Here is a 26853-nt window from a genome sequence, read left to right as displayed (position 1 = left end):
TTGTTTGAACATACAAGACCTCTTGGGGTTGTATGGTTAAGTGACTAAGCGTACACGGTGGATGCCTTGGCAGTCAGAGGCGATGAAGGACGTATTAACTTGCGATAAGCCCAGATTAGGCAGTAAAAGCCACTTGAGTCTGGGATTTCCGAATGGGGAAACCCACTAGCATAAGCTAGTATCATTAACTGAATACATAGGTTAATGAAGCGAACCGGGGGAACTGAAACATCTAAGTACCCCGAGGAAGAGAAATCAACCGAGATTCCGGTAGTAGCGGCGAGCGAAACCGGATTAGCCCTTAAGTTAGTTCAGCGTTAGGTGAAGGTTCTGGAAAGTACCGCGATACAGGGTGATAGCCCCGTAACCAACAACGCTTTATTAGTGAAATCGAGTAGGACGGGACACGTGATATCCTGTTTGAACATGGGGGGACCATCCTCCAAGGCTAAATACTCCTGACTGACCGATAGTGAACCAGTACCGTGAGGGAAAGGCGAAAAGAACCCCTGTGAGGGGAGTGAAATAGAACCTGAAACCGTGTACGTACAAGCAGTAGGAGCCCACTTGTTGGGTGACTGCGTACCTTTTGTATAATGGGTCAGCGACTTAATTTTAGTAGCAAGGTTAACCGTTTAGGGGAGCCGTAGGGAAACCGAGTCTTAACTGGGCGAATTAGTTGCTAGGATTAGACCCGAAACCGAGTGATCTAGCCATGGGCAGGTTGAAGGTGAGGTAACACTTACTGGAGGACCGAACCGACTAATGTTGAAAAATTAGCGGATGACTTGTGGCTAGGGGTGAAAGGCCAATCAAACTCGGAGATAGCTGGTTCTCCCCGAAAGCTATTTAGGTAGCGCCTCGGACGAATACTACTGGGGGTAGAGCACTGTTAAGGCTAGGGGGTCATCCCGACTTACCAACCCTTTGCAAACTCCGAATACCAGTAAGTAATATCCGGGAGACACACGGCGGGTGCTAACGTCCGTCGTGAAGAGGGAAACAACCCAGACCGCCAGCTAAGGTCCCAAAGTTATAGCTAAGTGGGAAACGATGTGGGAAGGCTCAGACAGCCAGGATGTTGGCTTAGAAGCAGCCATCATTTAAAGAAAGCGTAATAGCTCACTGGTCGAGTCGGCCTGCGCGGAAGATTTAACGGGGCTAAGCTATACACCGAAGCTGCGGCAATGTGAACTCGTTCATATTGGGTAGGGGAGCGTTCTGTAAGCCGTTGAAGGTGCATTGTAAAGTGTGCTGGAGGTATCAGAAGTGCGAATGCTGACATGAGTAACGATAAAGGGAGTGAAAAACTCCCTCGCCGGAAGATCAAGGGTTCCTGTCCAACGTTAATCGGGGCAGGGTAAGTCGACCCCTAAGGCGAGGCCGAAAGGCGTAGTCGATGGGAAACGGGTTAATATTCCCGTACTTCTTATAATTGCGATGGAGGGACGGAGAAGGCTAGGTGAGCCTGGCGACGGTTGTCCAGGTCCAAGTATGTAGGCTGATGGTTTAGGCAAATCCGGACCATCTTAAGGCTGAGATACGATGTCGAGCTACTACGGTAGTGAAGTCATTGATGCCATGCTTCCGGGAAAAGCTTCTAAGCTTCAGATTATAAGAAATCGTACCCCAAACCGACACAGGTGATCAGGTAGAGAATACCAAGGCGCTTGAGAGAACTCGGGTGAAGGAACTAGGCAAAATGGTACCGTAACTTCGGGAGAAGGTACGCTCCTAGCGGTGATGAGACTTGCTCTCTAAGCTGCCGGGAGTCGCAGATACCAGGTGGCTGCAACTGTTTATTAAAAACACAGCACTGTGCAAAATCGAAAGATGACGTATACGGTGTGACGCCTGCCCGGTGCCGGAAGGTTAATTGATGGGGTTAGACTTCGGTCGAAGCTCTTGATCGAAGCCCCGGTAAACGGCGGCCGTAACTATAACGGTCCTAAGGTAGCGAAATTCCTTGTCGGGTAAGTTCCGACCTGCACGAATGGCGTAATGATGGCCACGCTGTCTCCACCCGAGACTCAGTGAAATTGAAATCGCAGTGAAGATGCTGTGTACCCGCGGCTAGACGGAAAGACCCCGTGAACCTTTACTATAGCTTGGCACTGAACATTGACCCTACATGTGTAGGATAGGTGGGAGACGTTGAAGCAACCGCGCCAGTGGTTGTGGAGTCAATCTTGAAATACCACCCTTGTATGCTTGATGTTCTAACGTCGACCCCTTATCGGGGTTACGGACAGTGCCTGGTGGGTAGTTTGACTGGGGCGGTCTCCTCCCAAAGAGTAACGGAGGAGCACGAAGGTGGGCTAATCACGGTCGGACATCGTGAGGTTAGTGCAATGGCATAAGCCCGCTTGACTGCGAGAATGACAATTCGAGCAGGTGCGAAAGCAGGTCATAGTGATCCGGTGGTTCTGAATGGAAGGGCCATCGCTCAACGGATAAAAGGTACTCCGGGGATAACAGGCTGATACCGCCCAAGAGTTCATATCGACGGCGGTGTTTGGCACCTCGATGTCGGCTCATCACATCCTGGGGCTGAAGTCGGTCCCAAGGGTATGGCTGTTCGCCATTTAAAGTGGTACGCGAGCTGGGTTTAGAACGTCGTGAGACAGTTCGGTCCCTATCTGCCGTGGGCGTTGGATGATTGAGAGGGGCTGCTCCTAGTACGAGAGGACCGGAGTGGACGAACCGCTGGTGTTCGGGTTGTATCGCCAGATGCATTGCCCGGTAGCTAAGTTCGGAATCGATAACCGCTGAAAGCATCTAAGCGGGAAGCGAGCCTCAAGATGAGTCATCCCTAGACCTTTAAGGTCTCTAAAGGGTTGTTGAAGACTACAACGTTGATAGGTCAGGTGTGTAAGTGCTGCGAGGCATTGAGCTAACTGATACTAATTGCCCGTGAGGCTTAACCATACAACACCCAAGGGGTTTTTCTTCTCAAAAGAGAAGAGACGGACTCTACAAACGCTTGAATGCGTGTTGAGAACAACTAGTTAGATTTTCCCAGATTGCTATTTATTGCCATAAGGCAATAAATAAAACAGAATTTGCTTGGCGACCATAGCGTTATGGACCCACCTGATCCCATGCCGAACTCAGTAGTGAAACGTAATAGCGCCGATGGTAGTGTGGGGTCTCCCCATGTGAGAGTAGGACATCGCCAGGCTTCAAATTATGAGAGCCCGTTCAATGAACGGGCTTTTATTTCGCTTCCACTGATTGAAAGGTGAGCGACGTCAATAGAAAGTTTTTACTTTTTAATCAACTGATAAAAAAGAATAAAATTTTGTCTTGACTGAATATCAGAAAAGCGTATTATACGCCACCTGACTTGCTGAAGCGTAACGCGCTAAGGCATTGATAGTCAACGTTCTTTAACAATTTGACCATGCAATCTGTGTGGGCACTCACTGAAGAGTTAAGTCGAAAGATTTATCAATAAACTGAGTGACCAATACAAAATAGCCCAATCTATTTATAGAGAAGATTATTTTGGCACAGTTATTTAATTATCATTCTTTGAATGATAAAAAGCTTTAAAATTACGTTCTTTATTTATAAAGAATTGGTATTTAAAGTCAGTATTTATTGAGCCGGTCGAAAGACCAACAAAACTTTAATTGAAGAGTTTGATCATGGCTCAGATTGAACGCTGGCGGCAGGCCTAACACATGCAAGTCGAGCGGTAACAGAAAAGAAGCTTGCTTCTTTTGCTGACGAGCGGCGGACGGGTGAGTAATGCCTGGGAATATACCCTGATGTGGGGGATAACTATTGGAAACGATAGCTAATACCGCATAATCTCTTCGGAGCAAAGAGGGGGACCTTCGGGCCTCTCGCGTCAGGATTAGCCCAGGTGGGATTAGTTAGTTGGTGAGGTAATGGCTCACCAAGGCGACGATCCCTAGCTGGTCTGAGAGGATGATCAGCCACACTGGAACTGAGACACGGTCCAGACTCCTACGGGAGGCAGCAGTGGGGAATATTGCACAATGGGGGAAACCCTGATGCAGCCATGCCGCGTGTATGAAGAAGGCCTTCGGGTTGTAAAGTACTTTCAGTTGTGAGGAAGGCAGTTAAGTTAATAGCTTAGCTGTTTGACGTTAGCAACAGAAGAAGCACCGGCTAACTCCGTGCCAGCAGCCGCGGTAATACGGAGGGTGCGAGCGTTAATCGGAATTACTGGGCGTAAAGCGCATGCAGGCGGTCTGTTAAGCAAGATGTGAAAGCCCGGGGCTCAACCTCGGAACAGCATTTTGAACTGGCAGACTAGAGTCTTGTAGAGGGGGGTAGAATTTCAGGTGTAGCGGTGAAATGCGTAGAGATCTGAAGGAATACCGGTGGCGAAGGCGGCCCCCTGGACAAAGACTGACGCTCAGATGCGAAAGCGTGGGGAGCAAACAGGATTAGATACCCTGGTAGTCCACGCCGTAAACGATGTCTACTTGAAGGTTGTGGCCTTGAGCCGTGGCTTTCGGAGCTAACGCGTTAAGTAGACCGCCTGGGGAGTACGGTCGCAAGATTAAAACTCAAATGAATTGACGGGGGCCCGCACAAGCGGTGGAGCATGTGGTTTAATTCGATGCAACGCGAAGAACCTTACCTACTCTTGACATCCAGAGAATTCGCTAGAGATAGCTTAGTGCCTTCGGGAACTCTGAGACAGGTGCTGCATGGCTGTCGTCAGCTCGTGTTGTGAAATGTTGGGTTAAGTCCCGCAACGAGCGCAACCCTTATCCTTGTTTGCCAGCACGTAATGGTGGGAACTCCAGGGAGACTGCCGGTGATAAACCGGAGGAAGGTGGGGACGACGTCAAGTCATCATGGCCCTTACGAGTAGGGCTACACACGTGCTACAATGGCGTATACAGAGGGCTGCAAACTAGCGATAGTGAGCGAATCCCACAAAGTACGTCGTAGTCCGGATTGGAGTCTGCAACTCGACTCCATGAAGTCGGAATCGCTAGTAATCGTGAATCAGAATGTCACGGTGAATACGTTCCCGGGCCTTGTACACACCGCCCGTCACACCATGGGAGTGGGCTGCACCAGAAGTAGATAGCTTAACCTTCGGGAGGGCGTTTACCACGGTGTGGTTCATGACTGGGGTGAAGTCGTAACAAGGTAGCCCTAGGGGAACCTGGGGCTGGATCACCTCCTTACCTAAAGACTTATACTGTTTTATGCAGTGTCCACACAGATTGCTTGGTTAAAATGTAGAACGTAAAAAGACTTGGGTCTGTAGCTCAGGTGGTTAGAGCGCACCCCTGATAAGGGTGAGGTCGGTGGTTCGAGTCCACTCAGACCCACCACTTTTTCTCCCAGAAAAAGTGGTGGTACAGTCTTTTAAATCGTTGGGGTTATAGCTCAGCTGGGAGAGCGCCTGCCTTGCACGCAGGAGGTCTGCGGTTCGATCCCGCATAGCTCCACCACTCTTTAAACATACTTCTCTTTTTATAGAGATGAAAAGTGTTTTTAAAAAGTGGTTATCTAACGATGATTACATGTTCTTTAACAATCTGGAAAGCTGACTAGTAAATTTAATCGAAAGATTAATTTTAAAAATGTTTTTATTGCTTCTTGTAAAAGAACAATAAAAACGAGTTCTCAAAACATACACATTCAAGTGTCTGTGTTTGCTTTCACTTTTTAAAGTGAAGACAAATAAATGAGTCCGGCGAAAAACCAATGTTTAATATTTTCTTGATCGGATTATTAAACACAAACCTTGGTTGTTTGACCAACTTACTCCACTTTTTAAGTGGAAACTAAGAGTAAAGACCTCTTGGGGTTGTATGGTTAAGTGACTAAGCGTGCACGGTGGATGCCTTGGCAGTCAGAGGCGATGAAGGACGTATTAACTTGCGATAAGCCCAGATTAGGCAGTAAAAGCCACTTGAGTCTGGGATTTCCGAATGGGGAAACCCACTAGCATAAGCTAGTATCATTAACTGAATACATAGGTTAATGAAGCGAACCGGGGGAACTGAAACATCTAAGTACCCCGAGGAAGAGAAATCAACCGAGATTCCGGTAGTAGCGGCGAGCGAAACCGGATTAGCCCTTAAGTTAGTTCAGCGTTAGGTGAAGGTTCTGGAAAGTACCGCGATACAGGGTGATAGCCCCGTAACCAACAACGCTTTATTAGTGAAATCGAGTAGGACGGGACACGTGATATCCTGTTTGAACATGGGGGGACCATCCTCCAAGGCTAAATACTCCTGACTGACCGATAGTGAACCAGTACCGTGAGGGAAAGGCGAAAAGAACCCCTGTGAGGGGAGTGAAATAGAACCTGAAACCGTGTACGTACAAGCAGTAGGAGCCCACTTGTTGGGTGACTGCGTACCTTTTGTATAATGGGTCAGCGACTTAATTTTAGTAGCAAGGTTAACCGTTTAGGGGAGCCGTAGGGAAACCGAGTCTTAACTGGGCGAATTAGTTGCTAGGATTAGACCCGAAACCGAGTGATCTAGCCATGGGCAGGTTGAAGGTGAGGTAACACTTACTGGAGGACCGAACCGACTAATGTTGAAAAATTAGCGGATGACTTGTGGCTAGGGGTGAAAGGCCAATCAAACTCGGAGATAGCTGGTTCTCCCCGAAAGCTATTTAGGTAGCGCCTCGGACGAATACTACTGGGGGTAGAGCACTGTTAAGGCTAGGGGGTCATCCCGACTTACCAACCCTTTGCAAACTCCGAATACCAGTAAGTAATATCCGGGAGACACACGGCGGGTGCTAACGTCCGTCGTGAAGAGGGAAACAACCCAGACCGCCAGCTAAGGTCCCAAAGTTATAGCTAAGTGGGAAACGATGTGGGAAGGCTCAGACAGCCAGGATGTTGGCTTAGAAGCAGCCATCATTTAAAGAAAGCGTAATAGCTCACTGGTCGAGTCGGCCTGCGCGGAAGATTTAACGGGGCTAAGCTATACACCGAAGCTGCGGCAATGTGAACTTGTTCACATTGGGTAGGGGAGCGTTCTGTAAGCCGTTGAAGGTGCATTGTAAAGTGTGCTGGAGGTATCAGAAGTGCGAATGCTGACATGAGTAACGATAAAGGGAGTGAAAAACTCCCTCGCCGGAAGATCAAGGGTTCCTGTCCAACGTTAATCGGGGCAGGGTAAGTCGACCCCTAAGGCGAGGCCGAAAGGCGTAGTCGATGGGAAACGGGTTAATATTCCCGTACTTCTTATAATTGCGATGGAGGGACGGAGAAGGCTAGGTGAGCCTGGCGACGGTTGTCCAGGTCCAAGTATGTAGGCTGATGGTTTAGGCAAATCCGGACCATCTTAAGGCTGAGATACGATGTCGAGCTACTACGGTAGTGAAGTCATTGATGCCATGCTTCCGGGAAAAGCTTCTAAGCTTCAGATTATAAGAAATCGTACCCCAAACCGACACAGGTGATCAGGTAGAGAATACCAAGGCGCTTGAGAGAACTCGGGTGAAGGAACTAGGCAAAATGGTACCGTAACTTCGGGAGAAGGTACGCTCCTAGCGGTGATGAGACTTGCTCTCTAAGCTGCCGGGAGTCGCAGATACCAGGTGGCTGCAACTGTTTATTAAAAACACAGCACTGTGCAAAATCGAAAGATGACGTATACGGTGTGACGCCTGCCCGGTGCCGGAAGGTTAATTGATGGGGTTAGACTTCGGTCGAAGCTCTTGATCGAAGCCCCGGTAAACGGCGGCCGTAACTATAACGGTCCTAAGGTAGCGAAATTCCTTGTCGGGTAAGTTCCGACCTGCACGAATGGCGTAATGATGGCCACGCTGTCTCCACCCGAGACTCAGTGAAATTGAAATCGCAGTGAAGATGCTGTGTACCCGCGGCTAGACGGAAAGACCCCGTGAACCTTTACTATAGCTTGGCACTGAACATTGACCCTACATGTGTAGGATAGGTGGGAGACGTTGAAGCAACCGCGCCAGTGGTTGTGGAGTCAATCTTGAAATACCACCCTTGTATGCTTGATGTTCTAACGTCGACCCCTTATCGGGGTTACGGACAGTGCCTGGTGGGTAGTTTGACTGGGGCGGTCTCCTCCCAAAGAGTAACGGAGGAGCACGAAGGTGGGCTAATCACGGTCGGACATCGTGAGGTTAGTGCAATGGCATAAGCCCGCTTGACTGCGAGAATGACAATTCGAGCAGGTGCGAAAGCAGGTCATAGTGATCCGGTGGTTCTGAATGGAAGGGCCATCGCTCAACGGATAAAAGGTACTCCGGGGATAACAGGCTGATACCGCCCAAGAGTTCATATCGACGGCGGTGTTTGGCACCTCGATGTCGGCTCATCACATCCTGGGGCTGAAGTCGGTCCCAAGGGTATGGCTGTTCGCCATTTAAAGTGGTACGCGAGCTGGGTTTAGAACGTCGTGAGACAGTTCGGTCCCTATCTGCCGTGGGCGTTGGATGATTGAGAGGGGCTGCTCCTAGTACGAGAGGACCGGAGTGGACGAACCGCTGGTGTTCGGGTTGTATCGCCAGATGCATTGCCCGGTAGCTAAGTTCGGAATCGATAACCGCTGAAAGCATCTAAGCGGGAAGCGAGCCTCAAGATGAGTCATCCCTAGACCTTTAAGGTCTCTAAAGGGTTGTTGAAGACTACAACGTTGATAGGTCAGGTGTGTAAGTGCTGCGAGGCATTGAGCTAACTGATACTAATTGCCCGTGAGGCTTAACCATACAACACCCAAGGGGTTTTTCTTCTCAAAAGAGAAGAGACGGACTCTACAAACGCTTGAATGCGTGTTGAGAACAACTAGTTAGATTTTCCCAGATTGCTATTTATTGCCACAAGGCAATAAATAAAACAGAATTTGCTTGGCGACCATAGCGTTATGGACCCACCTGATCCCATGCCGAACTCAGTAGTGAAACGTAATAGCGCCGATGGTAGTGTGGGGTCTCCCCATGTGAGAGTAGGACATCGCCAGGCTTTAAATTATGAGAGCCCGTTCAATGAACGGGCTTTTATTTCGCTTCCACTGATTGAAAGGTGAGCGACGTCAATAGAAAGTTTTTACTTTTTAATCAACTGATAAAAAAGAATAAAATTTTGTCTTGACTGAATATCAGAAAAGCGTATTATACGCCACCTGACTTGCTGAAGCGTAACGCGCTAAGGCATTGATAGTCAACGTTCTTTAACAATTTGACCATGCAATCTGTGTGGGCACTCACTGAAGAGTTAAGTCGAAAGATTTATCAATAAACTGAGTGACCAATACAAAATAGCCCAATCTATTTATAGAGAAGATTATTTTGGCACAGTTATTTAATTATCATTCTTTGAATGATAAAAAGCTTTAATTTACATTCTTTATTTATAAAGAATTTGTATTTAAAGTCAGTATTTATTGAGTCGGTCGAAAGACCAACAAAACTTTAATTGAAGAGTTTGATCATGGCTCAGATTGAACGCTGGCGGCAGGCCTAACACATGCAAGTCGAGCGGTAACAGAAAGAAAGCTTGCTTTCTTTGCTGACGAGCGGCGGACGGGTGAGTAATGCCTGGGAATATACCCTGATGTGGGGGATAACTATTGGAAACGATAGCTAATACCGCATAATCTCTTCGGAGCAAAGAGGGGGACCTTCGGGCCTCTCGCGTCAGGATTAGCCCAGGTGGGATTAGCTAGTTGGTGGGGTAATGGCTCACCAAGGCGACGATCCCTAGCTGGTCTGAGAGGATGATCAGCCACACTGGAACTGAGACACGGTCCAGACTCCTACGGGAGGCAGCAGTGGGGAATATTGCACAATGGGGGAAACCCTGATGCAGCCATGCCGCGTGTATGAAGAAGGCCTTCGGGTTGTAAAGTACTTTCAGTTGTGAGGAAGGCGTTAAAGTTAATAGCTTTAGCGTTTGACGTTAGCAACAGAAGAAGCACCGGCTAACTCCGTGCCAGCAGCCGCGGTAATACGGAGGGTGCGAGCGTTAATCGGAATTACTGGGCGTAAAGCGCATGCAGGCGGTCTGTTAAGCAAGATGTGAAAGCCCGGGGCTCAACCTCGGAACAGCATTTTGAACTGGCAGACTAGAGTCTTGTAGAGGGGGGTAGAATTTCAGGTGTAGCGGTGAAATGCGTAGAGATCTGAAGGAATACCGGTGGCGAAGGCGGCCCCCTGGACAAAGACTGACGCTCAGATGCGAAAGCGTGGGGAGCAAACAGGATTAGATACCCTGGTAGTCCACGCCGTAAACGATGTCTACTTGAAGGTTGTGGCCTTGAGCCGTGGCTTTCGGAGCTAACGCGTTAAGTAGACCGCCTGGGGAGTACGGTCGCAAGATTAAAACTCAAATGAATTGACGGGGGCCCGCACAAGCGGTGGAGCATGTGGTTTAATTCGATGCAACGCGAAGAACCTTACCTACTCTTGACATCCAGAGAATTCGCTAGAGATAGCTTAGTGCCTTCGGGAACTCTGAGACAGGTGCTGCATGGCTGTCGTCAGCTCGTGTTGTGAAATGTTGGGTTAAGTCCCGCAACGAGCGCAACCCTTATCCTTGTTTGCCAGCACGTAATGGTGGGAACTCCAGGGAGACTGCCGGTGATAAACCGGAGGAAGGTGGGGACGACGTCAAGTCATCATGGCCCTTACGAGTAGGGCTACACACGTGCTACAATGGCGTATACAGAGGGCTGCAAACTAGCGATAGTGAGCGAATCCCACAAAGTACGTCGTAGTCCGGATTGGAGTCTGCAACTCGACTCCATGAAGTCGGAATCGCTAGTAATCGTGAATCAGAATGTCACGGTGAATACGTTCCCGGGCCTTGTACACACCGCCCGTCACACCATGGGAGTGGGCTGCACCAGAAGTAGATAGCTTAACCTTCGGGAGGGCGTTTACCACGGTGTGGTTCATGACTGGGGTGAAGTCGTAACAAGGTAGCCCTAGGGGAACCTGGGGCTGGATCACCTCCTTACCTAAAGACTTATACTGTTTTATGCAGTGTCCACACAGATTGCTTGGTTAAAATGTAGAACGTAAAAAGACTTGGGTCTGTAGCTCAGGTGGTTAGAGCGCACCCCTGATAAGGGTGAGGTCGGTGGTTCGAGTCCACTCAGACCCACCACTTTTTCTCCCAGAAAAAGTGGTGGTACAGTCTTTTAAATCGTTGGGGTTATAGCTCAGCTGGGAGAGCGCCTGCCTTGCACGCAGGAGGTCTGCGGTTCGATCCCGCATAGCTCCACCACTCTTTAAACATACTTCTCTTTTTATAGAGATGAAAAGTGTTTTTAAAAAGTGGTTATCTAACGATGATTACATGTTCTTTAACAATCTGGAAAGCTGACTAGTAAATTTAATCGAAAGATTAATTTTAAAAAATGTTTTTGTTGCTTCTTGTAAAAGAAGAATAAAAACGAGTTCTCAAAACATACACATTCAAGTGTCTGTGTTTGCTTTCACTTTTTAAAGTGAAGACAAATAAATGAGTCCGGCGAAAAACCAATGTTTAATATTTTCTTGATCGGATTATTAAACACAAACCTTGGTTGTTTGAACATACAAGACCTCTTGGGGTTGTATGGTTAAGTGACTAAGCGTACACGGTGGATGCCTTGGCAGTCAGAGGCGATGAAGGACGTATTAACTTGCGATAAGCCCAGATTAGGCAGTAAAAGCCACTTGAGTCTGGGATTTCCGAATGGGGAAACCCACTAGCATAAGCTAGTATCATTAACTGAATACATAGGTTAATGAAGCGAACCGGGGGAACTGAAACATCTAAGTACCCCGAGGAAGAGAAATCAACCGAGATTCCGGTAGTAGCGGCGAGCGAAACCGGATTAGCCCTTAAGTTAGTTCAGCGTTAGGTGAAGGTTCTGGAAAGTACCGCGATACAGGGTGATAGCCCCGTAACCAACAACGCTTTATTAGTGAAATCGAGTAGGACGGGACACGTGATATCCTGTTTGAACATGGGGGGACCATCCTCCAAGGCTAAATACTCCTGACTGACCGATAGTGAACCAGTACCGTGAGGGAAAGGCGAAAAGAACCCCTGTGAGGGGAGTGAAATAGAACCTGAAACCGTGTACGTACAAGCAGTAGGAGCCCACTTGTTGGGTGACTGCGTACCTTTTGTATAATGGGTCAGCGACTTAATTTTAGTAGCAAGGTTAACCGTTTAGGGGAGCCGTAGGGAAACCGAGTCTTAACTGGGCGAATTAGTTGCTAGGATTAGACCCGAAACCGAGTGATCTAGCCATGGGCAGGTTGAAGGTGAGGTAACACTTACTGGAGGACCGAACCGACTAATGTTGAAAAATTAGCGGATGACTTGTGGCTAGGGGTGAAAGGCCAATCAAACTCGGAGATAGCTGGTTCTCCCCGAAAGCTATTTAGGTAGCGCCTCGGACGAATACTACTGGGGGTAGAGCACTGTTAAGGCTAGGGGGTCATCCCGACTTACCAACCCTTTGCAAACTCCGAATACCAGTAAGTAATATCCGGGAGACACACGGCGGGTGCTAACGTCCGTCGTGAAGAGGGAAACAACCCAGACCGCCAGCTAAGGTCCCAAAGTTATAGCTAAGTGGGAAACGATGTGGGAAGGCTCAGACAGCCAGGATGTTGGCTTAGAAGCAGCCATCATTTAAAGAAAGCGTAATAGCTCACTGGTCGAGTCGGCCTGCGCGGAAGATTTAACGGGGCTAAGCTATACACCGAAGCTGCGGCAATGTGAACTTGTTCACATTGGGTAGGGGAGCGTTCTGTAAGCCGTTGAAGGTGCATTGTAAAGTGTGCTGGAGGTATCAGAAGTGCGAATGCTGACATGAGTAACGATAAAGGGAGTGAAAAACTCCCTCGCCGGAAGATCAAGGGTTCCTGTCCAACGTTAATCGGGGCAGGGTAAGTCGACCCCTAAGGCGAGGCCGAAAGGCGTAGTCGATGGGAAACGGGTTAATATTCCCGTACTTCTTATAATTGCGATGGAGGGACGGAGAAGGCTAGGTGAGCCTGGCGACGGTTGTCCAGGTCCAAGTATGTAGGCTGATGGTTTAGGCAAATCCGGACCATCTTAAGGCTGAGATACGATGTCGAGCTACTACGGTAGTGAAGTCATTGATGCCATGCTTCCGGGAAAAGCTTCTAAGCTTCAGATTATAAGAAATCGTACCCCAAACCGACACAGGTGATCAGGTAGAGAATACCAAGGCGCTTGAGAGAACTCGGGTGAAGGAACTAGGCAAAATGGTACCGTAACTTCGGGAGAAGGTACGCTCCTAGCGGTGATGAGACTTGCTCTCTAAGCTGCCGGGAGTCGCAGATACCAGGTGGCTGCAACTGTTTATTAAAAACACAGCACTGTGCAAAATCGAAAGATGACGTATACGGTGTGACGCCTGCCCGGTGCCGGAAGGTTAATTGATGGGGTTAGACTTCGGTCGAAGCTCTTGATCGAAGCCCCGGTAAACGGCGGCCGTAACTATAACGGTCCTAAGGTAGCGAAATTCCTTGTCGGGTAAGTTCCGACCTGCACGAATGGCGTAATGATGGCCACGCTGTCTCCACCCGAGACTCAGTGAAATTGAAATCGCAGTGAAGATGCTGTGTACCCGCGGCTAGACGGAAAGACCCCGTGAACCTTTACTATAGCTTGGCACTGAACATTGACCCTACATGTGTAGGATAGGTGGGAGACGTTGAAGCAACCGCGCCAGTGGTTGTGGAGTCAATCTTGAAATACCACCCTTGTATGCTTGATGTTCTAACGTCGACCCCTTATCGGGGTTACGGACAGTGCCTGGTGGGTAGTTTGACTGGGGCGGTCTCCTCCCAAAGAGTAACGGAGGAGCACGAAGGTGGGCTAATCACGGTCGGACATCGTGAGGTTAGTGCAATGGCATAAGCCCGCTTGACTGCGAGAATGACAATTCGAGCAGGTGCGAAAGCAGGTCATAGTGATCCGGTGGTTCTGAATGGAAGGGCCATCGCTCAACGGATAAAAGGTACTCCGGGGATAACAGGCTGATACCGCCCAAGAGTTCATATCGACGGCGGTGTTTGGCACCTCGATGTCGGCTCATCACATCCTGGGGCTGAAGTCGGTCCCAAGGGTATGGCTGTTCGCCATTTAAAGTGGTACGCGAGCTGGGTTTAGAACGTCGTGAGACAGTTCGGTCCCTATCTGCCGTGGGCGTTGGATGATTGAGAGGGGCTGCTCCTAGTACGAGAGGACCGGAGTGGACGAACCGCTGGTGTTCGGGTTGTATCGCCAGATGCATTGCCCGGTAGCTAAGTTCGGAATCGATAACCGCTGAAAGCATCTAAGCGGGAAGCGAGCCTCAAGATGAGTCATCCCTAGACCTTTAAGGTCTCTAAAGGGTTGTTGAAGACTACAACGTTGATAGGTCAGGTGTGTAAGTGCTGCGAGGCATTGAGCTAACTGATACTAATTGCCCGTGAGGCTTAACCATACAACACCCAAGGGGTTTTTCTTCTCAAAAGAGAAGAGACGGACTCTACAAACGCTTGAATGAGTGTGAGAACAACTAGTTAGATTTTCCCAGATTGCTATTTATTGCCATAAGGCAATAAATAAAACAGAATTTGCTTGGCGACCATAGCGTTATGGACCCACCTGATCCCATGCCGAACTCAGTAGTGAAACGTAATAGCGCCGATGGTAGTGTGGGGTCTCCCCATGTGAGAGTAGGACATCGCCAGGCTTCAAATTATGAGAGCCCGTTCAATGAACGGGCTTTTATTTCGCTTCCACTGATTGAAAGGTGAGCGACGTCAATAGAAAGTTTTTACTTTTTAATCAACTGATAAAAAAGAATAAAATTTTGTCTTGACTGAATATCAGAAAAGCGTATTATACGCCACCTGACTTGCTGAAGCGTAACGCGCTAAGGCATTGATAGTCAACGTTCTTTAACAATTTGACCATGCAATCTGTGTGGGCACTCACTGAAGAGTTAAGTCGAAAGATTTATCAATAAACTGAGTGACCAATACAAAATAGCCTAATCTATTTATAGAGAAGATTATTTTGGCACAGTTATTTAATTATCATTCTTTGAATGATAAAAAGCTTTAATTTACTACGGTATTTAAAGTCAGTATTTATTGAGCCGGTCGAAAGACCAACAAAACTTTAATTGAAGAGTTTGATCATGGCTCAGATTGAACGCTGGCGGCAGGCCTAACACATGCAAGTCGAGCGGTAACAGATTGATAGCTTGCTATCAATGCTGACGAGCGGCGGACGGGTGAGTAATGCCTGGGAATATACCCTGATGTGGGGGATAACTATTGGAAACGATAGCTAATACCGCATAATCTCTTCGGAGCAAAGAGGGGGACCTTCGGGCCTCTCGCGTCAGGATTAGCCCAGGTGGGATTAGCTAGTTGGTGGGGTAATGGCTCACCAAGGCGACGATCCCTAGCTGGTCTGAGAGGATGATCAGCCACACTGGAACTGAGACACGGTCCAGACTCCTACGGGAGGCAGCAGTGGGGAATATTGCACAATGGGGGAAACCCTGATGCAGCCATGCCGCGTGTATGAAGAAGGCCTTCGGGTTGTAAAGTACTTTCAGTTGTGAGGAAGGCAGTTAAGTTAATAGCTTAGCTGTTTGACGTTAGCAACAGAAGAAGCACCGGCTAACTCCGTGCCAGCAGCCGCGGTAATACGGAGGGTGCGAGCGTTAATCGGAATTACTGGGCGTAAAGCGCATGCAGGCGGTCTGTTAAGCAAGATGTGAAAGCCCGGGGCTCAACCTCGGAACAGCATTTTGAACTGGCAGACTAGAGTCTTGTAGAGGGGGGTAGAATTTCAGGTGTAGCGGTGAAATGCGTAGAGATCTGAAGGAATACCGGTGGCGAAGGCGGCCCCCTGGACAAAGACTGACGCTCAGATGCGAAAGCGTGGGGAGCAAACAGGATTAGATACCCTGGTAGTCCACGCCGTAAACGATGTCTACTTGAAGGTTGTGGCCTTGAGCCGTGGCTTTCGGAGCTAACGCGTTAAGTAGACCGCCTGGGGAGTACGGTCGCAAGATTAAAACTCAAATGAATTGACGGGGGCCCGCACAAGCGGTGGAGCATGTGGTTTAATTCGATGCAACGCGAAGAACCTTACCTACTCTTGACATCCAGAGAATTCGCTAGAGATAGCTTAGTGCCTTCGGGAACTCTGAGACAGGTGCTGCATGGCTGTCGTCAGCTCGTGTTGTGAAATGTTGGGTTAAGTCCCGCAACGAGCGCAACCCTTATCCTTGTTTGCCAGCACGTAATGGTGGGAACTCCAGGGAGACTGCCGGTGATAAACCGGAGGAAGGTGGGGACGACGTCAAGTCATCATGGCCCTTACGAGTAGGGCTACACACGTGCTACAATGGCGTATACAGAGGGCTGCAAACTAGCGATAGTGAGCGAATCCCACAAAGTACGTCGTAGTCCGGATTGGAGTCTGCAACTCGACTCCATGAAGTCGGAATCGCTAGTAATCGTGAATCAGAATGTCACGGTGAATACGTTCCCGGGCCTTGTACACACCGCCCGTCACACCATGGGAGTGGGCTGCACCAGAAGTAGATAGCTTAACCTTCGGGAGGGCGTTTACCACGGTGTGGTTCATGACTGGGGTGAAGTCGTAACAAGGTAGCCCTAGGGGAACCTGGGGCTGGATCACCTCCTTACCTAAAGACTTATACTGTTTTATGCAGTGTCCACACAGATTGCTTGGTTAAAATGTAGAACGTAAAAAGACTTGGGTCTGTAGCTCAGGTGGTTAGAGCGCACCCCTGATAAGGGTGAGGTCGGTGGTTCGAGTCCACTCAGACCCACCACTTTTTCTCCCAGAAAAAGTGGTGGTACAGTCTTTTAAATCGTTGGGGTTATAGCTCAGCTGGGAGAGCGCCTGCCTTGCACGCAGGAGGTCTGCGGTTCGATCCCGCATAGCTCCACCACTCTTTAAACATACTTCTCTTTTTATAGAGATGAAAAGTGTTTTTAAAAAGTGGTTATCTAACGATGATTACATGTTCTTTAACAATCTGGAAAGCTGACTAGTAAATTTAATCGAAAGATTAATTTTAAAAAATGTTTTTGTTGCTTCTTGTAAAAGAAGAATAAAAACGAGTTCTCAAAACATACACATTCAAGTGTCTGTGTTTGCTTTCACTTTTTAAAGTGAAGACAAATAAATGAGTCCGGCGAAAAACCAATGTTTAATATTTTCTTGATCGGATTATTAAACACAAACCTTGGTTGTTTGAACATACAAGACCTCTTGGGGTTGTATGGTTAAGTGACTAAGCGTACACGGTGGATGCCTTGGCAGTCAGAGGCGATGAAGGACGTATTAACTTGCGATAAGCCCAGATTAGGCAGTAAAAGCCACTTGAGTCTGGGATTTCCGAATGGGGAAACCCACTAGCATAAGCTAGTATCATTAACTGAATACATAGGTTAATGAAGCGAACCGGGGGAACTGAAACATCTAAGTACCCCGAGGAAGAGAAATCAACCGAGATTCCGGTAGTAGCGGCGAGCGAAACCGGATTAGCCCTTAAGTTAGTTCAGCGTTAGGTGAAGGTTCTGGAAAGTACCGCGATACAGGGTGATAGCCCCGTAACCAACAACGCTTTATTAGTGAAATCGAGTAGGACGGGACACGTGATATCCTGTTTGAACATGGGGGGACCATCCTCCAAGGCTAAATACTCCTGACTGACCGATAGTGAACCAGTACCGTGAGGGAAAGGCGAAAAGAACCCCTGTGAGGGGAGTGAAATAGAACCTGAAACCGTGTACGTACAAGCAGTAGGAGCCCACTTGTTGGGTGACTGCGTACCTTTTGTATAATGGGTCAGCGACTTAATTTTAGTAGCAAGGTTAACCGTTTAGGGGAGCCGTAGGGAAACCGAGTCTTAACTGGGCGAATTAGTTGCTAGGATTAGACCCGAAACCGAGTGATCTAGCCATGGGCAGGTTGAAGGTGAGGTAACACTTACTGGAGGACCGAACCGACTAATGTTGAAAAATTAGCGGATGACTTGTGGCTAGGGGTGAAAGGCCAATCAAACTCGGAGATAGCTGGTTCTCCCCGAAAGCTATTTAGGTAGCGCCTCGGACGAATACTACTGGGGGTAGAGCACTGTTAAGGCTAGGGGGTCATCCCGACTTACCAACCCTTTGCAAACTCCGAATACCAGTAAGTAATATCCGGGAGACACACGGCGGGTGCTAACGTCCGTCGTGAAGAGGGAAACAACCCAGACCGCCAGCTAAGGTCCCAAAGTTATAGCTAAGTGGGAAACGATGTGGGAAGGCTCAGACAGCCAGGATGTTGGCTTAGAAGCAGCCATCATTTAAAGAAAGCGTAATAGCTCACTGGTCGAGTCGGCCTGCGCGGAAGATTTAACGGGGCTAAGCTATACACCGAAGCTGCGGCAATGTGAACTTGTTCACATTGGGTAGGGGAGCGTTCTGTAAGCCGTTGAAGGTGCATTGTAAAGTGTGCTGGAGGTATCAGAAGTGCGAATGCTGACATGAGTAACGATAAAGGGAGTGAAAAACTCCCTCGCCGGAAGATCAAGGGTTCCTGTCCAACGTTAATCGGGGCAGGGTAAGTCGACCCCTAAGGCGAGGCCGAAAGGCGTAGTCGATGGGAAACGGGTTAATATTCCCGTACTTCTTATAATTGCGATGGAGGGACGGAGAAGGCTAGGTGAGCCTGGCGACGGTTGTCCAGGTCCAAGTATGTAGGCTGATGGTTTAGGCAAATCCGGACCATCTTAAGGCTGAGATACGATGTCGAGCTACTACGGTAGTGAAGTCATTGATGCCATGCTTCCGGGAAAAGCTTCTAAGCTTCAGATTATAAGAAATCGTACCCCAAACCGACACAGGTGATCAGGTAGAGAATACCAAGGCGCTTGAGAGAACTCGGGTGAAGGAACTAGGCAAAATGGTACCGTAACTTCGGGAGAAGGTACGCTCCTAGCGGTGATGAGACTTGCTCTCTAAGCTGCCGGGAGTCGCAGATACCAGGTGGCTGCAACTGTTTATTAAAAACACAGCACTGTGCAAAATCGAAAGATGACGTATACGGTGTGACGCCTGCCCGGTGCCGGAAGGTTAATTGATGGGGTTAGACTTCGGTCGAAGCTCTTGATCGAAGCCCCGGTAAACGGCGGCCGTAACTATAACGGTCCTAAGGTAGCGAAATTCCTTGTCGGGTAAGTTCCGACCTGCACGAATGGCGTAATGATGGCCACGCTGTCTCCACCCGAGACTCAGTGAAATTGAAATCGCAGTGAAGATGCTGTGTACCCGCGGCTAGACGGAAAGACCCCGTGAACCTTTACTATAGCTTGGCACTGAACATTGACCCTACATGTGTAGGATAGGTGGGAGACGTTGAAGCAACCGCGCCAGTGGTTGTGGAGTCAATCTTGAAATACCACCCTTGTATGCTTGATGTTCTAACGTCGACCCCTTATCGGGGTTACGGACAGTGCCTGGTGGGTAGTTTGACTGGGGCGGTCTCCTCCCAAAGAGTAACGGAGGAGCACGAAGGTGGGCTAATCACGGTCGGACATCGTGAGGTTAGTGCAATGGCATAAGCCCGCTTGACTGCGAGAATGACAATTCGAGCAGGTGCGAAAGCAGGTCATAGTGATCCGGTGGTTCTGAATGGAAGGGCCATCGCTCAACGGATAAAAGGTACTCCGGGGATAACAGGCTGATACCGCCCAAGAGTTCATATCGACGGCGGTGTTTGGCACCTCGATGTCGGCTCATCACATCCTGGGGCTGAAGTCGGTCCCAAGGGTATGGCTGTTCGCCATTTAAAGTGGTACGCGAGCTGGGTTTAGAACGTCGTGAGACAGTTCGGTCCCTATCTGCCGTGGGCGTTGGATGATTGAGAGGGGCTGCTCCTAGTACGAGAGGACCGGAGTGGACGAACCGCTGGTGTTCGGGTTGTATCGCCAGATGCATTGCCCGGTAGCTAAGTTCGGAATCGATAACCGCTGAAAGCATCTAAGCGGGAAGCGAGCCTCAAGATGAGTCATCCCTAGACCTTTAAGGTCTCTAAAGGGTTGTTGAAGACTACAACGTTGATAGGTCAGGTGTGTAAGTGCTGCGAGGCATTGAGCTAACTGATACTAATTGCCCGTGAGGCTTAACCATACAACACCCAAGGGGTTTTTCTTCTCAAAAGAGAAGAGACGGACTCTACAAACGCTTGAATGCGTGTTGAGAACAACTAGTTAGATTTTCCCAGATTGCTATTTATTGCCACAAGGTGATAAATAAACAAGAATTTGCTTGGCGACCATAGCGTTATGGACCCACCTGATCCCATGCCGAACTCAGTAGTGAAACGTAATAGCGCCGATGGTAGTGTGGGGTCTCCCCATGTGAGAGTAGGACATCGCCAGGCTTTAATTTCGTTTTTATCTTTTTATAAAGGTAGAGACAACAAGTTGCATTTATGCTGAATAGACACTGCGGAGTGGTAGTTCAGTTGGTTAGAATACCGGCCTGTCACGCCGGGGGTCGCGGGTTCGAGTCCCGTCCACTCCGCCATTATTAAGAAAACCTGAATCGAAAGATTCAGGTTTTTTTTTCGTCTGTATAATACCAATCTGGAAAATTATACCAATCTGGAAAATTAACTGGTCAGGTTGATCCAATCTCTTGAACACATTCTAGTGATGCGTGAAGCCGATTCATTAAACTGATTCCATGCAAGGCAGACCTTATCGAGAATGTCGTTATAATCAGAAAAATTTTGATTAGCGAGATAGTGTTGTCGTAACCAACTCCAAACTTGTTCTATTGGGTTAAGTTCTGGGGAATATGGTGGAAGTTTGATGATGCTGAGATTATTAAACGGATTAGCAATATCGTCAGTATGCCAGCCTGCACCATCCATCACTACAATAGCATAACGACCTTTTTCTGTGGTTCGTGATATCTGAGCAAGGTGCTCAGTCATTATTTCTTTATTTACCCAAGGTACCACTAACGCCTCACCAACTCCTCTTGCTGGGCACACCGAACCAAATAGATAAGCATATTCAAACTGCTGTTGTTTTATCGCTCTTGGTCGAGTTCCTCGTTCAGCCCAAAGACGGGTAGTGGTATTTTGTTGTCCAAACCTTGCTTCATCTTGAAACCATACATCGACCTTATCGAGCGCTATATGTCCTGGGATCTTAAGGATCGTTTCAATTTTAAATTTTTTTAAAATTATCTTGAGCTTGCTGTGATTGTTTTGGATGTTTTGACCGTGATGTTATCCACGAAAAGCCCATGCGCTTAAGTAGATAATAGATAGAATCTGGGTGGTAGTTTTTATCAAATTCTTTGAGAATGTAAGCATGAATATCCGCGCCTATTAATCGCCCGCCAGAAGAGTCTTGAGCTTTAAGTTTAATATAATTGGATAGCTGCTCACGTTGTTTAGGTGAGAGAAATGCAGGGCGACCACTACGCGTTTTTTCTTGAAGCCCTTCTAAGCCTTCTTCAAGAAAGACACTCACCCATTTATTAACACTTGTTCGGCTAACTTTGAGATATTTAGCAATTTGAGTACGAGATTTACCTTCCTTGAAGTGCTCCAAGGCAAGTAATCTCATTTTCATTTGAATTTTTTTTTGTTGGCGAGCAAGCTTTTTAAAGTCGGTATTGTTTAGGCTGTCCATAGCGAATCTCATTTAAAAATGATGGCTTAAATTAGATCATTATTTTAGTTAGATTGGTATTATTATATGAAAGGCTTAAAGAGAATGCGTGAGTAGTGGGATGAATTTGTGGTGTTAATTGGCGCAGCAACCTGATTATTGCTGCGCTTTGTATGAGTTATAAAATTTGATTAAGAATATGATCAGCTTTAACTCGGCGGATCCGCTTAATTAATTTATTTACTTTAGTTGGATAACTATCGATTTTCTCGATTTGTTTATAACTACCAATTAAAGTGGTATGAGTAAGTATACAATCAATTTCTTGCTGAGTTTGCTGGGCAAGAAGCTGATTTTTATCATGAATAAGAATGGCATTTTCTAAGTCAAGTTTCCATGCTCGTGGGTTTAAATTATTACCCGTAACCAGCATATATTGATCATCGACCCAGATCCCTTTGAGATGGAAGCTATTATTATCATGTTTCCATAGGTGAATCGCTAATTGACGACTGGCAATAGCGGCTTCATTACTTTTGGCAAAATTACGTAAGTTTACTTCGTAAAGGTAAGGTAAGCCTGCAATTGTTTTAAATGGCTCTGATGGCGGAATATAAAAGTCATTCGCTGTTTTATCACCAACAACAATCGTTACTTTTACTCCACGCTTTAATGCTTTAATTACTTCTTTGCTGACACCACGAGGGAAATTAAAATAAGGTGTGCAAATGGTTAATTTATTCTGTGCACTGGCAATTAAAGTGCAGATATCTTGATTGAGTTGATTACGACGTTTACCTAAACCAATGAGAGGTGTTAAACCCACTTCATCTGCTGCAATAGCTTCTGATTCGTAGTGGTAGCTTGCTTGTTGTAATTCTGCCCGTAGATCTTTTATCGCGCTTTTTAATGATTTTGTATCAGGGCGTACTGCTTGGTTTAGACAATTAACAGCATCACTTTCGACTAGTGTTTCAGTAATAAACAGTGCCATGCTATTTGCGAGTTTATTATTTTTTATTACATGGTAGCGATCGTAACGATAACGATCATGCTGTGCGAGATAGACATCATTAAGACTAGCGCCGCTATATATCACGGTATCATCGATAATAAAGCCTTTTAGGTGCAATACACCAAAGACTTCGCGATTTCGAACGGGTACGCCAAGTACTTCTATAGAATGCTGGTATTTTTCTGCATATTCACGGTATAACGCGGCATTACCATCTGATTGTCCTGCGCCGATAAGGCCACGTTGGGCGCGATGCCAATCAACAAATACTTTAATATCTAATGCAGGGTTACGTTGTTTTGCCTCATATAGCGCTGTCAGTATACCGCGACCAGCTTCATCGTCTTGCAAATAAAGAGCAACGATATAAATTCGTTGATGTGCTGAGTCAATTTCTTGGTATAAACGCTCCCTGAAAGAACTCGCGTCAAAAAGAGTCTCTAAATTTTCGGGCTTGTGCGCAATACGCGGCAGCTGATCTATATGCTGCCTGTTAGCAATAGCTGAATCCATTATCGCCTCGTTTACACGATCTATTAAGAATATAAATTTGAGTTAAGAAGCGAATTATATCAGAAAAAATAGCAAGTCAACCTATATCATTGTCAGATATATAACCGCCTCACTAAATTGTTATTATGACTGAGTATTATATTGCATTGGGATAAGTTTTTTTCCGCTATTACAATAACGTTCAAATCGTTGTAGTAGATCATGGGGTAATTGTTGGGGTTGTAATGTCGTGAATCCTGCTTGTTGATAAAGCGTTTCAAGTTCTTTAAATGCAAAGCAATAACATGGCTTTTGTTCTATTTGTGGTATGGCATGTTGGAGTAAATGCGTTGCTATTTTTTGACCACGGAATGTAGGCTGAACAAGCATGCCCGTTAAGAGCTGTAATTCACCAATAGATTTAAATCGAACACAACAAATAATGCCTTGTGGTGATTCTCCAACCCATAAAACTTCATCACGCTTGGCTTTCCCTGCGGGATAAAAATCTTTATAGAGCTTATTAACGATTGGTAAGCGAATTATATCTAATGGTTGGTAGCTGATTGAGTTCATGGGAAAACACTGCGTTGTAAGGTTGAATCGGGTAAAATGAATCAAATAGTATAAAGATATGGTCCTAAATTAATATGAAAGTTTTACATGATCATGGGTTAGCGCCTTATCATACCTTTGGTATTGATGTTTCTGCTACACAGATTGTCGTAGCCGAGAATATTGACGATTTTATTGGTATTTGGCACGATTTAAGTTTTAATGAAATGCCCAAATTGGTTGTAGGAAAAGGGAGTAATTTACTTTTTTGCGAAGACTATCAAGGTGTGGTTATCCTTAATCGTATTAAAGGAATTACCGTAACAGAAACATCAACGAATTTTTGTTTGCATGTTGGTGGTGGTGAGGATTGGCATCAATTGGTTTGTTGGTGTGTAGATCGTAATATTGGTGGTTTAGAGAATTTAGCGTTAATTCCAGGTTGTGTGGGATCGTCACCAATTCAAAATATTGGCGCTTATGGTGTCGAGCTTAAAGATGTATGCCAATACGTTGATGTACTTGATGTACTTACTCATGAAATTAAACGCTATGACGCAGCTATGTGTCAATTTGGTTATCGAGATTCTATTTTTAAACACCAACTAAAAGATGGCCATATTATTGTTGCCGTTGGTTTTTGTCTGCCTAAAATATGGCAGCCTAAAATTGCTTATGCGCCTTTGAATCAATTTGAACTAGCAACGGTGACTCTTCAACAAGTTTTTAATGCTGTATGTGAAGTTCGTCAAGCAAAACTGCCAGATCCTGCGGTAATTGGTAATGCTGGTAGCTTTTTTAAAAACCCAATTATTTCTAAGAAATTACGTGATAAGCTACTTGTTGATTATCCGGCAATGCCTAGCTATGGTGTTGACGATCATTCTGTGAAATTAGCTGCTGGTTGGTTAATTGATCAATGTGGTTTAAAGGGATATCAAATTGGTGGTGCAAAAGTGCATCCACATCAGGCTCTAGTGCTAACAAATGTTGAGATGGCAACAGCCCAAGATGTTATTCACTTAGCGCAATATGTGGTTGATAGTGTCGCTACAAAATTTGGTATCGCTTTGGAACATGAAGTACGGTTTATGGCGGCAAATACTGAAACATATTTGACTGAGATCCTTACATCATGAAAGAGCACTCAACTCGCTTAGCCCTGATCCATTTATTAGCGGATGGTCAATTTCATTCAGGTGAACAATTAGGACAAGCATTGGGAATGTCACGCGCTGGAATTGCCAAGCAAATTAAAATCATTCAACAGTGGGGACTTGATTTATACCGTGTTCAGGGCAAAGGTTATTGTTTAGCGGCACCAATTGAATTGCTTGATAGTCAGCGTATCACTGAATTAGTTAATTGCCCTCAATTAGCGTTAATTCCAGTAATTGATTCGACAAATCAGCATTTACTTAATCAGATAGATCAATTACCTAGTGGTGCGGTTTGCTTAGCTGAATATCAACAAGCAGGTCGTGGACGCCGAGGTCGACAATGGCAATCGCCTTTTGGGAGTAATTTATATTTATCGACCTATTGGCGTTTAGAAGCTGGTGTTGCGGCAGCGATGGGATTAAGTTTGGTTGTTGGCGTAGCAATTGCTGAAACTTTACAGCAATTTGGTGCACCTGATATTCGCGTTAAATGGCCAAATGATCTTTACTATCATGATCAAAAATTAGCGGGTATTTTAGTTGAAATGACGGGGAAAGCCGGTGATGCAGCACATTTGGTGATTGGAATGGGATTAAATATTGCGATGCCAGCAGTTGCAACAACGATGATAGATCAAGCATGGACAAATTTAAGTGCCGCATGTTCACCTCTTCCATCACGTAATGTTTTGGCTGCAAAACTCATTGATTGTATTCATAGTACATTAAAAGAATATGAGGATGTTGGATTAAGTGGTTTTGTTGAGCGTTGGAATAAAATTGATAACTTTTTAAATCGTCCAGTTCAGTTATTAATAGGTGAGCGTGTTATAGACGGTATTGCTCGTGGCATTAATGAGCAAGGGGCTTTATTACTTGAGGTTAATGGTGATATTACAGCTTATGTTGGTGGCGAAATCAGCCTTAGAGGTTGTTAATGCAATTATTAATTGAAGCGGGTAATACTTACGTCAAGGTTGCTTTATTACAGATTAATGGCCGTGTAGAGCTTATTGGTAAATATCCCAGTAAAAAATTAGAATTAGTACTCGATCCTATTTTAGAACAAAAAATTAAACGGATTGTTTTTGCCAGTGTTGGCCCTGTTGAGGTTGATAATACTATTCAGCGTATTGCGCAAGTCGCCAATATACCTGTATTACATGTAAAAACGATGCGGAAAGATTTTGGGGTTAAGAATGGGTATAGTGAATATCAATATTTAGGTGTTGATCGATGGCTAACATTGGTTGCTATTTATCATAAATTTAAACGTCCGACGGTCATCGTTGATATTGGTACTGCATTAACATTTGATGTCTTAAATGGTGATGGAAAGCATCTTGGTGGTTGGATTGCGCCAGGTTATCAATTAATGATGAAAGCGGTATTAGAAAATACGACTAAAGTGTTTTCTGATCATGAGCATAGTGATCGTTTAGGTTTGGCCGATAATACCGCTGATGGCCTTAAAAATGGGTGCCGTGCTGCATTGATTGGTTTGATTGAATATGGTTTAAAAGAGGCTCGAGAAAAGTTAGCGACCGAGCCTCAAGTGGTGCTATGTGGTGGTGGTGTTAGGCATCTCCCTCTTGATGATATTAAAAATTATAATCACCGTTCAGAATTAGTTATTGAGGGACTGGCGTTGTATGCGAAGTGTCGATAATGGATAAAATTGCGTCAATTGATAAAAAAAGCATAAAAAAAAGACACTAAAGTATTGCATCAAAAATCATCATTATCTAGAATGCGCATCAATTAAGCCGACTTAGCTCAGTAGGTAGAGCAACTGACTTGTAATCAGTAGGTCACCAGTTCGACTCCGGTAGTCGGCACCAGTTTTAAGAATTTCGGTGGGGTTCCCGAGTGGCCAAAGGGAGCAGATTGTAAATCTGCCGGCACTGCCTTCGAAGGTTCGAATCCTTCCCCCACCACCATTATTCAAATA

6 protein-coding genes, 9 tRNA genes and 11 rRNA genes are annotated in these 26853 nt (G+C 46.3%); 23 read left to right on the top strand and 3 right to left on the bottom strand.

Annotated features, from left to right (window positions below; all coding sequences use genetic code 11):
• The first annotated feature begins 34 nt into the window (after positions 1-34).
• From OC457_RS13255 to OC457_RS13170, 18 genes are all read left to right on the top strand, one after another.
• Positions 35-2928 (top strand): 23S ribosomal RNA (locus OC457_RS13255).
• A gap of 137 nt (positions 2929-3065) precedes the next feature.
• Positions 3066-3181: ribosomal RNA gene (rrf, locus tag OC457_RS13250) — 5S ribosomal RNA — on the top strand.
• Between the two features lie 451 nt (positions 3182-3632).
• A 16S ribosomal RNA gene (locus OC457_RS13245) occupies positions 3633-5177 on the top strand.
• Positions 5178-5250: 73 nt separating this feature from the next.
• Positions 5251-5327: transfer RNA gene (locus tag OC457_RS13240), tRNA-Ile, on the top strand.
• 44 nt (positions 5328-5371) lie between these two features.
• Positions 5372-5447, top strand: a tRNA-Ala gene (locus OC457_RS13235).
• Between the two features lie 365 nt (positions 5448-5812).
• Positions 5813-8706 (top strand): 23S ribosomal RNA (locus OC457_RS13230).
• Positions 8707-8843: 137 nt separating this feature from the next.
• Positions 8844-8959 (top strand): 5S ribosomal RNA (rrf, locus tag OC457_RS13225).
• 450 nt (positions 8960-9409) lie between these two features.
• Positions 9410-10954: ribosomal RNA gene (locus OC457_RS13220) — 16S ribosomal RNA — on the top strand.
• A gap of 73 nt (positions 10955-11027) precedes the next feature.
• Positions 11028-11104 (top strand) — tRNA-Ile (locus OC457_RS13215).
• 44 nt (positions 11105-11148) lie between these two features.
• Positions 11149-11224, top strand: a tRNA-Ala gene (locus OC457_RS13210).
• A gap of 335 nt (positions 11225-11559) precedes the next feature.
• Positions 11560-14453 (top strand): 23S ribosomal RNA (locus OC457_RS13205).
• A 136-nt stretch (positions 14454-14589) separates the two neighbouring features.
• Positions 14590-14705, top strand: a 5S ribosomal RNA gene (rrf, locus tag OC457_RS13200).
• Between the two features lie 432 nt (positions 14706-15137).
• Positions 15138-16682: ribosomal RNA gene (locus tag OC457_RS13195) — 16S ribosomal RNA — on the top strand.
• Between the two features lie 73 nt (positions 16683-16755).
• Positions 16756-16832: transfer RNA gene (locus OC457_RS13190), tRNA-Ile, on the top strand.
• A 44-nt stretch (positions 16833-16876) separates the two neighbouring features.
• Positions 16877-16952: transfer RNA gene (locus tag OC457_RS13185), tRNA-Ala, on the top strand.
• Positions 16953-17287: 335 nt separating this feature from the next.
• A 23S ribosomal RNA gene (locus OC457_RS13180) occupies positions 17288-20181 on the top strand.
• Positions 20182-20318: 137 nt separating this feature from the next.
• Positions 20319-20434: ribosomal RNA gene (gene rrf / locus OC457_RS13175) — 5S ribosomal RNA — on the top strand.
• Together the 16S, 23S and 5S rRNA genes with 7 tRNA genes alongside form the textbook arrangement of a ribosomal RNA operon.
• Before the next feature lie 69 nt (positions 20435-20503).
• Positions 20504-20580, top strand: a tRNA-Asp gene (locus OC457_RS13170).
• 85 nt (positions 20581-20665) lie between these two features.
• Here OC457_RS13170 and OC457_RS13165 read toward each other — a convergent pair.
• The 3 genes from OC457_RS13165 to OC457_RS13155 form a co-directional block, all read right to left on the bottom strand.
• Positions 20666-21701 (bottom strand): IS630 family transposase gene (locus tag OC457_RS13165; protein ID WP_262054062.1). Its coding sequence is split into 2 segments (ribosomal slippage): positions 20666-21241 and positions 21243-21701, totalling 1035 coding nucleotides; the frame shifts between segments, so codons are not numbered across the junction.
• Positions 21702-21858: 157 nt separating this feature from the next.
• On the bottom strand, positions 21859-23208 hold the full coding sequence (gene pssA / locus OC457_RS13160; RefSeq protein ID WP_080176560.1) for a CDP-diacylglycerol--serine O-phosphatidyltransferase: 1350 nt from the start codon (positions 23206-23208) through the stop codon (positions 21859-21861).
• 123 nt (positions 23209-23331) lie between these two features.
• On the bottom strand, positions 23332-23763 hold the full coding sequence (locus tag OC457_RS13155; RefSeq protein WP_080176561.1) for a GNAT family N-acetyltransferase: 432 nt from the start codon (positions 23761-23763) through the stop codon (positions 23332-23334).
• A gap of 74 nt (positions 23764-23837) precedes the next feature.
• Here OC457_RS13155 and murB point away from each other — a divergent pair, with 74 nt between their 5' ends.
• From murB to OC457_RS13130, 5 genes are all read left to right on the top strand, one after another.
• Entirely contained in the window at positions 23838-24881 is a 1044-nt protein-coding gene (gene murB / locus OC457_RS13150; RefSeq protein WP_080176562.1) for a UDP-N-acetylmuramate dehydrogenase, read from the top strand.
• Entirely contained in the window at positions 24878-25840 is a 963-nt protein-coding gene (gene birA, locus OC457_RS13145) for a bifunctional biotin--[acetyl-CoA-carboxylase] ligase/biotin operon repressor BirA (protein WP_080176563.1), read from the top strand. Before murB ends, birA begins: the two co-directional genes overlap by 4 nt.
• Positions 25840-26571: a type III pantothenate kinase gene (locus OC457_RS13140; protein WP_080176564.1), complete on the top strand. Its 732-nt coding sequence runs from the start codon at positions 25840-25842 to the stop codon at positions 26569-26571. The genes birA and OC457_RS13140 overlap by 1 nt, the downstream gene beginning before the upstream one ends.
• 96 nt (positions 26572-26667) lie before the next feature.
• Positions 26668-26743: transfer RNA gene (locus tag OC457_RS13135), tRNA-Thr, on the top strand.
• Positions 26744-26757: 14 nt separating this feature from the next.
• Positions 26758-26842 (top strand) — tRNA-Tyr (locus tag OC457_RS13130).
• Positions 26843-26853: the final 11 nt, after the last annotated feature.

The organism is Photobacterium toruni, from assembly GCF_024529955.1.
GTDB classification, from domain to species: Bacteria; Pseudomonadota; Gammaproteobacteria; order Enterobacterales; family Vibrionaceae; genus Photobacterium; species Photobacterium toruni.
Note: the sequence above shows the minus strand (reverse complement) of the source record. Positions and strands in the feature narration are given on the sequence as shown.